Raw genomic sequence first — 11,991 nt, forward strand, 5'->3', positions numbered from 1 at the left:
CGGGCCGACTCGGGTGGGCTCAGCTCTCAGGCAAGTTTAGCCGCGATCGCCTGGCCGACTTCGGTCGTGTTCGCCTTGCCGCCCAGGTCGCCGGTATGCGGGCCTGTCACCAGCGTAGCCTCGATGGCCGCGAGAATTGCGTCGTGCGCCTCGCGCTCCTTGCCTTCGTGATTGCCGAGGAAGTCGAGCATCATCGCCGCCGACCAGATCATCGCAATCGGATTGGCGATGTTCTTGCCGGCAATGTCGGGCGCCGACCCGTGCACCGGTTCGAACAGCGACGGAAACTTGCGGTCGGGATTCAGATTGGCCGAGGGCGCGAGGCCGATCGTGCCGGTACAGGCGGGGCCGAGATCGGACAGAATGTCGCCGAACAGATTGGTGGCGACCACCACGTCGAAACGATCCGGATTCAGCACGAAGCGCGCGCAGAGAATGTCGATATGCTGCTTGTCCCACGTCACGTCGGGATACTGCGCCGCGATGCCGGCCGCGCATTTGTCCCACCACGGCATGCTGATCGCGATGCCGTTGCTCTTGGTGGCGACCGTGATTTTTTTGCGCTCACGGCGCTGCGCGAGGTCGAACGCGAACTTCAGCACGCGCTCGCTGCCGTGCCGCGTAAACACCGATTCCTGCAGCACGAATTCGCGCTCGGTGCCTTCGAACATCACGCCGCCCACCGACGAATACTCGCCCTCGGTGTTCTCGCGCACGATCCAGAAGTCGATGTCGCCGGCCTTACGGCCCGCGAGCGGCGACGGCACGCCGGCAAACAGGCGCGCGGGCCGCAGGTTGATGTACTGATCGAATTCGCGGCGGAACTTGAGCAGCGAACCCCACAGCGAAACGTGGTCGGGCACCGTGTCGGGCCAGCCCACCGCGCCGAACAGAATCGCGTCGGCGGATTGCAGTTGCGCTTTCCAGTCGTCCGGCATCATCTTGCCGTGCTTCGCGTAGTAGTCGCAGCTCGCCCATTCAATGTGCTGATACTCGAAGTCGAGCTCGAAGCGGGTTTTCACGGCGTCCAGCACGCGTAGCGCTTCGGGCATCACTTCGACACCAATGCCGTCGCCGGGAATGACCGCGATCCGATATTTCTTCGACATGTTGCTGCTCCTCCATTAGGACGTTCGACGCTTCAATCGGGTTTATTTTATTCCTGCTGTTTGAGCCTAAAATGGTCGCTTTAGTTAAGCCACTGTGCACGATTCGTGTGCAAACGCATGGACCGCCGAGCGACCTATGAACTCCGTCCCTTCACCCGATCTCGGCGATTTGCGCGTGTTCTGCGAAGTGGCGCGTAAATCCAGTTTCAGTGCGGCGGCGGAGGCCTTGTCGGTGTCGGCGGCGTACGTCAGCAAACGGATCAATGTGCTCGAGACTACGCTCGGCACGCGGTTATTGCATCGGTCCACGCGCCGGGTCGCGATTACGGAAGCCGGCGAACGCGTCTACGCGTGGGCCGAGAAGATTCTCGACGATGTCGATCAACTGGTGGAAGACGTGTCGACCACGCGCCGCATTCCCGGCGGCAAGCTGCGTATTTCCAGCAGCTTCGGTTTCGGACGACGTTTCGTGGCGCCGGCGTTGGCGCGTTTTTCGGAGCGTTATCCGCAACTGAGCGTACGGCTCGATCTGTTCGATCGTCTCGTGGATGTGGCCGGCGAAGGCTTCGACCTCGACGTTCGCATCGGCGACGAGATCGCGCCGCATCTGATCGCGCGGCGGCTCGCGTCGAATCATCGCGTGCTGTGCGCGTCGCCGGGGTATATCGCGCGGCATGGCGCGCCGCGGCAACTCGCCGAGCTGTCCTCGCATGCGTGTCTGGCGATCAAGGAGCGCGATCATCCGTTCGGTTTGTGGCGTTTGACGGTGCGCGGCGAAGCGGTGTCGATCAAAGTCACCGGACCGTTGTCGACCAATCACGGCGAGGTGGCGGTGCAATGGGCGCTGGCCGGGCGCGGCATCGTGCTGCGTTCCATGTGGGACGTGCGGCCGCTGCTCGACAGCGGCCAGTTGCAGCAGGTGCTGCCCGAGGTCACGCAACCGGCGAATCTGTGGGCGGTGTATCCGGCGAGGCTCGCGCAGTCGGCGAAGGTGCGGGTATGCGTCGACTTTCTGAGCGAGGAGTTCGCGCAATGGAGTCCGCCGGAGTCCGCTGGCTGAAGGCGTGGCATTGGAGCAGACCGTTGAACCTTGAGGCCAACGGTCTGCGGTTCGTCGCCTAGTTGTGGTTCTGCGAGAACAGCGTTTCGAGCGGGTAATGGCTCTTCACGAACGGCGACTTGATGATCACGTAGCTGAAGTACTTCTCGATGCCGATATCGCGTTCGAGCAAGCCTTCGACAATGCTCTGATAGTGGCTCACGCTGCGCGTGATGAACTTCAGCAGGTAGTCGTAGCCGCCGCTCGCGAGATGGCATTCGACGATCTCGTCGACGTCGCGGATCGCATTCACAAACTTGATGAAGTCTTCCCGCCGATGATCGGCGAGCGTGACTTCAGTGAACACGATCTGCACGTCGCCGAGCTTTTCGAGCTGGATCTGCGCACCGTAGCCGATGATGTAGCCGGCCTTCTCCAGACGTTTGACGCGAATCAGGCAAGGGCTGGGCGAAAGGCCGACCGCGTCGGCAAGCTCGACGTTGGTGATGCGGCCTTTCTTCTGCAGCTGTGAAAGTATCCGCAGGTCGATCCGGTCAAGCTTGCAGTCGCTGCTCATCGTAACGTTGTCGCTCCGGCGGTTGGGGGACAGGCTGAGGGTGCCTCTACTCTAGCATGCAGCGGCGTGAGTTTTGACCTTCAGCGCGGCCCGCACGTCGGCTTGCGCGAGCACGTCGTCGAGGGTCTTTTCGAGCCGTTCGAACATCAGGTCGAAGTCGGCCTCGGTGTACGACAAGGCCGGCGCGAAGCCGAGTATGTTGTCGCCGAACGCGCGGAAAATCAGGCGGTTTTCATACGCGGCGGCGGCGATCCGTTCGGACAGTTTCAGCGCCGGGTCGAAGCCCGCTTTGGTCTCTTTGTCGGCGACCAGTTCGAGTGCGCCGAGCAGGCCGCGATGCCGTGAGTCGCCCACCAGCGGATGCGCGAGCAGCGCATCGAGACCGCGCGCGAAGCGCGGCGCTCGCGCCACGCCGTTCGCCAGCAGGCCGCCTTCGTGATACAGGCGCAGCACTTCGAGGCCGATCGCCGCACTCACCGGATGCGCCGAATACGTGTGACCGTGACCCACCACGGCTTCGGCGTCGCCATCGGCAATGCCCTGATAAATTTCATCGGACATCAGCACCGCGCCCATCGGCGCGTAGCCGGCGGTCAACCCTTTCGCCACCGTCATCAGATCCGGTTCGACGCCTTCGCCCTGGCAGGCGAACAGCGGTCCCGTGCGGCCGAAGCCGGTGATGACTTCATCGGCAACGAACAGGATGCCGAGCTTACGGCAACTTTCGCGCATGGCTTTGAGCCAGCCGACCGGCGGCACGATCACGCCGCCCGACCCCTGGATCGGTTCGCAGAAGAACGCCGCGACGTTGTCGGCGCCGAGTTCGGCGACCTTCGCTTCGAGCCCGGCGACCGAGGCGGCGATCAACGCGGCGTCGTCGGCGAAATCGTTGCGGTAGGCATACGGCGACGGCAGATGATGCTGGTTGGGCAGCGGCAGATCGAAGTTGCGATGGAACGCGGGCAACGCGGTGAGCCCCGCGCCGGTGGTCGACGAACCGTGATAACCGCGTTGCAGCGCGATCACGTGCTTCTTCGACGGATGGCCCGTGGCGTTGAAGTAATGCGTGATGAAGCGCAGCGCGGAGTCGACCGCGTCGGAGCCGCCGAGCGTGAAATACACGTGCTGCAACGAAGCGGGCGATACCTCGACCAGCTTCTGCGCCAGCTCGATAGCCGGCTCCGAGCCGAAGTGGAAATAGCCGGTCGCGTAGGGCAGTTTTTGCATCTGCGCGGTCGCCGCGTCGACGATGCTCTGCTGGCCGTAGCCGGTGTTCACGCACCACAGGCCGGAGAAAGCGTCGAGCAGTTCGTTGCCGGCCGCGTCGCGCAGAAATGCGCCGCTGGCCGATTCGAGGATGGTGACGCCACGGGCTTCGTGCGCGCGGTAGTTGATGACCGGATGGATCAGATGCTTACGGTCGGCTTCAATGAGCGAATGAATCGGCATGATGGGTTCTCGTCGCGGGAAAAGGCTGTTGACCGTTCCATACTACTGATCAGCGACGATTCACCGCTTGCCTAAACAAATGCCTGAAAAGCGCGCGCGACGCGTTTTGATGCATAAACTCGGCATTTTCTGCTGCGGGTGCTGAAAAGCGGCTTGGCGGTCCCGTTTTGCGTCCGGCGCCGTGTTCAATAACCCTGGGTCCGGTCGATCTGACCGAGCATCGGCAAGCCTTCGCGATGACGGCGCAGATTGTCGAGCACCACGTTGACGGCGGTGTCCGGTCGCGTCGCGCTGGCGATATGCGGCGTGATCCGCACGCGCGGATGCATCCACAGCGGATGACCGGCGGGCAGCGGTTCGGGATCGGTGACGTCGAGAATCGCGTTGTGCAACTGGCCGCTCTCCAGCGCGGCGAGCAGGTCGTGCTGATTCAGATGCGGTCCACGCCCCGTTTGAATCAGCGAGGCGCCGCGCGGCAGCTTCGCGAACAATGCCGCGTCGAGCAGGCCGCGGGTCGCGGGCGTCAGCGGCAGCAGACCGATCAGGATGTCGGTGCGCGCCAGAAACAGGTCGAGCGCGCCTTCGCCCGCATAACAGTCGACGCCCTCGATCTCGCGTGCCGAGCGGCTCCACCCCGCGCAGTCGAAGCCAAACAGCCGCAAGCGCTCCAGTACGGCGGTGCCCAGCACGCCGAGTCCGAGCACGCCGATGCGCCGCTGGCCGGCCGGCATAAGCGGTAACTCGCACCACACCTGCTGCCGTTGCTGCAAACCATAGTCGAACAGATCGCGATGAATCGTCAGCACCGCCTGCGTGACGTATTCGACCATGCCGTCGACGATCCCCGGTTCGATCATGCGCACCACCGGCACATGCGCCGGTACGCTCGACAGATCGAACTGATCGATACCGGCGCCGACCGAGAACACGACTTCCAGATTCGGAAAGGTGCGGGTGGGGTTGTCAGGTGGCTGCCAGGCGGCGAGATAACGGATCGCGGCCGGATCGCCGTGCTCGGGCCAGATATGAAAGGGCAGGTCCGGCGCTTTCTGCGCAAAGAGTTTCGCCCACTGGGCGCCACGCGCCGGGTCGGCTTTGTAGAGAAAGGCCATGGTCGGTCAGAGGATTGCCTGGTTGATGATGCCGTATTGAAGGCAGGCGGCGTGGCCGGCGGCGGCAGTGCTTGCGGACGCAACGTCATTCGCCTGTGCGGGTTCGTTAGTGACGCCAGCCTCGGCCCGCACCATCTTCACCACCGTATCCACGCGCGGCAGCCCCAACTGTTCCAGCCATTCAGTCAGACCGCTGTCGCCTGGCGTATCGATCCGCACGAACACGCCTTCATTCAGCGCGAGCCAGTGGCTGATCAGTGCCTTGGCGCGGCTCGCGTCATCGGATGCGGGCGCCACCACCGGCCCGATCGCGAAGCCCCGCCCGAAGCGCCGAAACAGCGCGAAGCCGACCAGTTCGCCATCGCGGTCGAGCGCGATGCCGTCGGCGGTGCTCATCAACGCGGGCAGCACCTCGCCGCGATCCAGGCCGCTGGCTCGCGAAGCCAGTTCGACCAGCCGTGCCGTATCGCGGGAGCCGAGCGGGCGCAGCCGCTCGCCCGGTGGCAAGGACACGAGCGGCGGCTGGAACGCCGCGCCCTGATGTTGATCGAGCGTGCCGGCCGCGCGAAAGCCGAGCTTTTCATAGAGCGGCTGACCGGCGGGTGTCGCGTGCAGAAACGTGACGCGGCTGCCGAGTTCTTCGAGCACGCATTCCATCAGCTTTCTGCCGATGCCGTGCCCTTGCCGCGCCGGCGACACGATCACCATGCCGAGCGACGCGCGATCCGCGCCGTACTTCCAGCACAGCGCGGTGCCGATCACGCCGCTCGCGTCTTCCGCGACGAAACCCACGCCCAGTTGCGCGACGAAGCGCCAGTCGTCGGCGCGATGCGGCCACTTGAGCTCGACGGTCAGCGCGTGCGCGGCGGCGATGTCGTCGAGGGTGAAGCGTCTATAGGTAATCGAATCGGTCTTCGAATCGGACACGCCGGACTCCCTGAATGGCTGAAGGCTTACGCCGTCACTGTGTCATCCGCTGCGCGGTGTGACTAGGACGATCTTTTTATCCGGGGCGCCGGAACGGGCCGCCGTGCAAATCGATGCAAAACGCCCAGTCTGGACCTGGTTTACCAGCGCGTTCTGCTGTGCGGCGATTTTTGTCGGCGACATATGCCGGGCACGCGGCTCTACGATTTTGTCATGGCGGCGGCGTGGTGAAGGCCGGCCGCGTGGACCCTCCAGCCAGTCACACAGGACCTCTCTCATGCACAGCTTCAATCCGAACGACGTCGCGATTCGCAATGGGCATTTCATCGGCGGCGAGTATGTGGAGGGCAACGAGCACGACGGCGTGCGCCGCCTCGACGTCTCGCGTCCGTCGGACGGCGTGATCTACGCGTCCATCCCGCTCGCCGATCCCGCGATGGTGGACCGCGCGGTCGAGAATGCCTGGCAGGCCTTCCGGCACAGCGGCTGGGCGCGCATGGCGCCGCGCGAACGCGCAAAGATCCTGCGCCGTTTCGCCGACCTGGTCGAAGCCGACGCGCCCGCGCTCGGCCGCCTCGAAGCGCTCGGCTCGACGCGTCCGATCGCTCAGGCGGTCGGCTGGGACGTGCCGTTCACCGCCGAGGGCATCCGCTTCTACGCGGAGTTCGCCGACAAGCTGGGCGGCGAAGTCGCGGCAACCGATCACGATCATCTGGGCATGATGATCGCGGAACCTTATGGCGTGATCGGCGCCATCGCGCCGTGGAATTTCCCGCTGGTGATGGCGTCGTGGAAGATCGCCCCCGCGCTGGCGGCGGGCAACGCGGTGGTGCTGAAACCGTCGGAGATGACGCCGTTCTCGGTGCTGCGGCTGGCCGAACTGGCGGTCAAGGCGGGCGTGCCCGCCGGCATCTTCAACGTGATTCAGGGCGATGGCCGCGTGACCGGCGACGAACTCGTGCGCCACCCGAAGATCAGCAAGGTCACGTTCACGGGCTCCACGCGCACCGGCGCCGCGATCATGACAGCGTGTGCCCAAAGCGGCACCAAGCCGGTCACGCTCGAACTGGGCGGCAAGAGCCCGCAAATCGTCTTCGCCGACGCCCCGCGTCTGGACGACGTGGCGCGCCGCGTTGCCGGCTCGATCACGGGCAATGCTGGTCAGGTGTGCGTGACGGGCTCGCGGTTACTGGTTCAACGAGGCCTTGCCGATGAGCTGAGCGAGCGTATCGGCAAACTCTTCGCCGAACTGAAACCCGGCGCGACGTGGGCCGCGGATACGACGCTCTCGCCGATCATTTCCGCGCCGCAGGCGGCACGGATCGAGGCAATCGTCGGACGTACTCTCGAAGCGGGCGCAACGCTGCGTTATGGCGGCACGCGCGTCGACGGCGGCGCGCATGGCGCGTTCTACTCGCCGACCTTGCTCGCGGACGTCACGCCTCAGTCCGAGGCCGTGCGCGAGGAAATCTTCGGTCCCGTGCTGACGCTGCAAACCTTCGACACCGAAGAGGAAGCGCTCGCGCTCGCGCAGCATCCCGACTACGGGCTCGCGGCGGGCGTGCATACAGCCGACCTCGGCCGGGCGCTGCGCTTCGTGCGCGGCCTCGAAGCCGGCACGGTGTGGGTCAACCGTTACGGGCGCAGTTCCGATTTTATGATTCCGACGGGCGGCTACAAGCGCTCGGGCATCGGCAAGGACCTCGGCCGCCAGGCCTATGAGGCCAACCTGCGTTTCAAAAGCGTGCTGATCGATTTGCGGCCTTGAGCGCGCGCCGGTCGGCTGATCGCGGCAAAAGCCTGTCTCACCGCGGTACGCCGACCGCAAACCCATAACCAGCAAGGCTTTCAGGCCGGTCGCCGCATTCTGTGCTGTCCAGCGGCCCCAAAACGCATGGTTTGTGTCACCAGCAGCACCCGAATCAGGAACATCTATGTTTTTGCGCTGATTAAATCTTCTACAGCGCTGAGCTTTCCGCTGTTTTCGTTAATGAGCTCGCTGCGAGTTCACCACCTCGATAGGACTGCATCATCATGATCGAATTCGAACCGAAGTACATCACCTTCGACTGCTACGGCACGCTGACCAAATTCCGCATGGCCGACATGACGCGCGAAATGTTCGGCCACCTGCTGAGCGGCGACGACCTCGAAAAACTCGTCGCGTTCTACGCCGGTTATCGCCGCGACGAAGTGCTCGGCGCATGGAAGCCGTATCGCGACGTGGTGGTCAACGCGTTGCGCCGTGCCTGCCAGCGCATGAACGTCGAGTTCAACGAAGTGGAAGCCGAGAAGATCTACACGGCCGTGCCGACCTGGGGCCCGCATCCCGACGTGCCGGAAGGCCTCGCGCGTCTGGCGAAGAAGTACAAGCTGGTGATTCTGTCGAACGCCTCGAACAACCAGATTCAAAGCAACGTCGACAAACTCGGCGCGCCGTTCCATAAAGTCTTCACGGCGGAGCAGGCGCAATCGTACAAGCCGCGCATGCAAGGCTTCGAATACATGTTCGATCAACTGGACTGCAATCCGGAAGACGTCCTGCATGTGTCGTCGAGCCTGCGCTACGACCTGATGACCGCGCACGACATGGGCATCAAGCACAAGGTTTTCGTGAACCGCGGTCACGAACCGTCGACGCCGTACTACCAGTACTACGAGGTCGACGGCATGCCGCAACTGGCCACGGAACTCGGTCTGTAAGCGCCGGTTGCCCGCGCTCAAGACAAAAAACCGCCTCGCTCATTGCCCCTCTCAAGGACAGACCGGATGAAGCTCGATTCCTATTGGCTCGACACCGCACCGCCGCTGTTGTCGGCGTGTGAAGGCCCGGTCGACGGCCAGGCCGATGTGCTGGTGATCGGCGGCGGCTTCACCGGATTGTCGGCGGCGCAGGCGTTGGGCAAGCGCGGCGCGGCGGTGACCGTGGTGGACGCGGGACGGATTGGCGGCGGCGCGTCCGGGCGCAACGGCGGACAGGTCAATACCGGCGTTGCGCAGGACTTCGTTGCGCTGGTCGCGCAACTCGGCGTGGAGCGGGCCAGCGCGTGTTATCGCGCGTTTTCGGACGCGGTCGACACTGTCGAGCGGCTGATTCGCGAAGAAAACATCGACTGTAATTACGTCGCGACCGGCAAGCTGAAGCTGGCATCGAAACCGCACCATCTCGCGCATCTTGAGAAGACGGCGGAGCTGATTCGCCGCGAAGTCGATACGGATATCGAACTGATCGGTCGCGAACGGATTCGCAGCGAGGTTCAATCGGACAGTTTTCATGGCGGCCTGTTGCAGCGGCACGGCGGCCAGATGCATATGGGCAAGTTCACCGTCGGTCTCGCCGATGCCGCCGTGCGGCGTGGTGCGAAGCTGTATGAGAACGCGGCCGTCAGCGCGATCGTGAAGGACGGCAGCGGCTATCGCGTCACCACCGCGCGCGGCGAAGTGCGCGCGAAGCAGGTGCTGATTGCGACGGGTCCGTCGCGGCATGGTCCGTTCGGCTGGTATCGGCGTCGGATCGCGCCGATCGGCTCGTTCATCGTCGTGACGGAACCGTTGCCGCCCGCCTTGCTTCAGCAGGTGTTGCCGAAGCAGCGCGCGTACACCACCACGCGGCTGATGCATAACTACTTCCGCGTGACGCCCGACTCGCGTCTGCTGTTCGGCGGCCGCGCGCGTTTCACGGCGTCCGAACAGCCGTCGGATGCGAAGAGCGGACGGATTCTGCGAGACGGTCTCGTCGCGATGTTCCCGCAACTGGCGAGCGCGCGTATCGACTATTGCTGGGGCGGTCTCGTCGACATGAGCGCCGACCGTCTGCCGCATGCCGGCCAGCATGACGGTGTCTATTTTTCGATGGGCTATAGCGGTCACGGTACGCAGATGTCGACTCACATGGGCCAGGTGATGGCCGACGTGATGGATGGCCACGAAGAACAGAACCCGTGGCGCGAGTCCGAATGGCCCGCGATTCCGGGCCACACCGGCAAGCCGTGGTTTCTGCCGCTGGTGGGCACGTACTACCGCATCAAAGATATTTTTTACTGAATTCCCGTCGTCGTATCAGGCAATCACAACCACACAGCCGCACCCACAATTCAACCTCGCTTACCCTCGCGGAGATGTTCGATGAATAAGGAAAACTCGCAACACGGCGTGCTTCAACTCGATACGAGTCTGGAGCGATTGACCGCCAGGGGGGCATCGCGGCGCGATGTGCTGCGCGCGATGGCCGCGGCCGGCATGATGTCCGTGACGGGCGCCGGCCTGTTGTCCGCGAGCGGCGCGGCCTTCGCGCAAGCGAAGCCGAAGCAGGGCGGCAAGATCCGGGTGGCGACGCAATCGGCCTCCGCTTCAGACACGCTCGATCCCGCGAAAGGCGCGCTCAGCACCGACTATGTTCGTGGGTTCATGTTCTACAACGGGCTGACCGAACTCGATTCGCACCTCGGCGCGAAGATGGCGCTGGCCACCTCGCTGGATACAAAAGACGCGATCGTGTGGGTTGTGAAGCTGCGCACGGGGGTGCAGTTCCATGACGGCAAGGCGCTCGCGCCGGCCGATGTCGTCTATTCGATCCTGCGTCACAAGGACCCGGCCACGGCTTCGAAAGCCAAGACGCTCGCCGACCAGATCAAGGACGTGAAGGCCACCGGCCCGAACGAAGTGACCATCACGCTGGAAGGCGCGAATGCCGACCTGCCGGTGATTCTCGCGACCTCGCACTTTGTGATCATCAAGGACGGCACCAAAGATTTCAAAACCGCGATCGGCACCGGCCCATTCAAGGTCAAGGAGTTCTCGCCGGGCGTGCGCACGGTCGGCGTGAAGAACGAGAAGTACTGGAAACCCGGCATGCCGCATCTGGACGAAATCGAGCTGATCGGTATCGGCGACGAATCGGCGCGCGTCAATGCGCTGCTCTCCGGCGACGTGCAACTGATCAACTCGGTGAGCCCGCGTTCGACCGCGCAGATCAAGAGCGCCGGCGGCCACTCGGTGCTGGAGACGAAGACCGGCGAGTACACCGATCTGATCGTGCGCGACGAAAACGGCATTACCGGTAACGACGATTTTCGGCGGGGCATGATGTATCTGCAGAACCGAGACCAGATTCGTCAGGCGATTTTCCAGGGCTACGGCGCGATCGGCAACGATCAGCCGATCGATCCGACCAACAAGTACTACCTGGCCGGCTTGCCGCAGCGCGGCTTCGATCCGGACAAGGCGAAGTTCCACTTTCAGAAGGCGAAGGTAGGCAGCGCGCCGATCCAAATTTTTGCGTCGCCGGCCGCCGAGGGCTCGGTGGAAATGGCCATGCTGCTTCAGCAGGTTGCGCCGCAAGCGGGTCTGAATCTGCAGGTGACGCGCGTGCCGGCGGATGGCTACTGGTCGAACCACTGGATGAAGCATCCGCTCGGTTACGGCTCGGTCAATGCGCGTCCGAGCGCCGACGTGATCTTCACGCAGTTCTTCAAGTCCGACGCACCGTGGAACGAAGCGAACTGGAAGAGTCCGAAGTTCGATCAGATGCTGGTTGCCGCACGCGGCGAACCCGACGACGCGAAGCGCAAGAAGATTTACGGCGACATGCAGGTGCTGGTGCATGACAACGGCGGCATCGGCATTCCGCTGTTTCAGAGTTCGATCGATGCGTACACGAACAAGCTCAAGGGCCTCGGTTCGATTCCGCTGGCCGGCTTGATGGGTTTCATGTTTGCGGAAAACGTCTGGCTCGAAAGCTGAGTCTGATGGGTCCTGCTGTTCCAGGAGGCGACTTTC

At 63.6% G+C, this 11,991-nt stretch carries 10 protein-coding genes; 5 read left to right on the top strand and 5 right to left on the bottom strand.

The window, feature by feature from the left end:
- Positions 1-26: 26 nt before the first annotated feature.
- Entirely contained in the window at positions 27-1,109 is a 1,083-nt protein-coding gene (locus FA94_RS22505) for a tartrate dehydrogenase (protein ID WP_035555329.1), read from the bottom strand.
- Between the two features lie 136 nt (positions 1,110-1,245).
- On the opposite strand from FA94_RS22505, the gene FA94_RS22510 reads away from it, so the two are divergent.
- Positions 1,246-2,169 (top strand): LysR substrate-binding domain-containing protein, encoded by a 924-nt coding sequence (locus FA94_RS22510; RefSeq protein WP_035555330.1) that lies wholly within the window; start codon positions 1,246-1,248, stop codon positions 2,167-2,169.
- 58 nt (positions 2,170-2,227) lie between these two features.
- Here FA94_RS22510 and FA94_RS22515 read toward each other — a convergent pair whose 3' ends face one another.
- The 4 genes from FA94_RS22515 to FA94_RS22530 form a co-directional block, all read right to left on the bottom strand.
- Positions 2,228-2,725: an Lrp/AsnC family transcriptional regulator gene (locus FA94_RS22515; protein ID WP_035555332.1), complete on the bottom strand. Its 498-nt coding sequence runs from the start codon at positions 2,723-2,725 to the stop codon at positions 2,228-2,230.
- 51 nt (positions 2,726-2,776) lie between these two features.
- Complete coding sequence (locus tag FA94_RS22520) at positions 2,777-4,174, bottom strand: aspartate aminotransferase family protein (protein ID WP_035555336.1); 1,398 nt, start codon at positions 4,172-4,174, stop codon at positions 2,777-2,779.
- A gap of 185 nt (positions 4,175-4,359) precedes the next feature.
- Positions 4,360-5,286: a 2-hydroxyacid dehydrogenase gene (locus FA94_RS22525; RefSeq protein ID WP_035555339.1), complete on the bottom strand. Its 927-nt coding sequence runs from the start codon at positions 5,284-5,286 to the stop codon at positions 4,360-4,362.
- 6 nt (positions 5,287-5,292) lie between these two features.
- Entirely contained in the window at positions 5,293-6,213 is a 921-nt protein-coding gene (locus FA94_RS22530) for a GNAT family N-acetyltransferase (RefSeq protein WP_035555342.1), read from the bottom strand.
- A gap of 277 nt (positions 6,214-6,490) precedes the next feature.
- On the opposite strand from FA94_RS22530, the gene FA94_RS22535 reads away from it, so the two are divergent.
- From FA94_RS22535 to FA94_RS22550, 4 genes are all read left to right on the top strand, one after another.
- Complete coding sequence (locus FA94_RS22535; RefSeq protein ID WP_035555345.1) at positions 6,491-7,981, top strand: aldehyde dehydrogenase family protein; 1,491 nt, start codon at positions 6,491-6,493, stop codon at positions 7,979-7,981.
- A 266-nt stretch (positions 7,982-8,247) separates the two neighbouring features.
- Positions 8,248-8,916, top strand: coding sequence for a haloacid dehalogenase type II (locus FA94_RS22540; protein WP_035555348.1), 669 nt, complete (start codon positions 8,248-8,250; stop codon positions 8,914-8,916).
- A 66-nt stretch (positions 8,917-8,982) separates the two neighbouring features.
- Positions 8,983-10,257: an NAD(P)/FAD-dependent oxidoreductase gene (locus FA94_RS22545; protein WP_035555351.1), complete on the top strand. Its 1,275-nt coding sequence runs from the start codon at positions 8,983-8,985 to the stop codon at positions 10,255-10,257.
- A gap of 81 nt (positions 10,258-10,338) precedes the next feature.
- Positions 10,339-11,955, top strand: a complete 1,617-nt coding sequence (locus FA94_RS22550; RefSeq protein WP_035555354.1) for an ABC transporter substrate-binding protein — start codon at positions 10,339-10,341, stop codon at positions 11,953-11,955.
- Positions 11,956-11,991: the final 36 nt, after the last annotated feature.

Origin of the sequence: Burkholderia sp. 9120, assembly GCF_000745015.1 — a bacterium.
GTDB lineage: Bacteria > Pseudomonadota > Gammaproteobacteria > Burkholderiales > Burkholderiaceae > Paraburkholderia.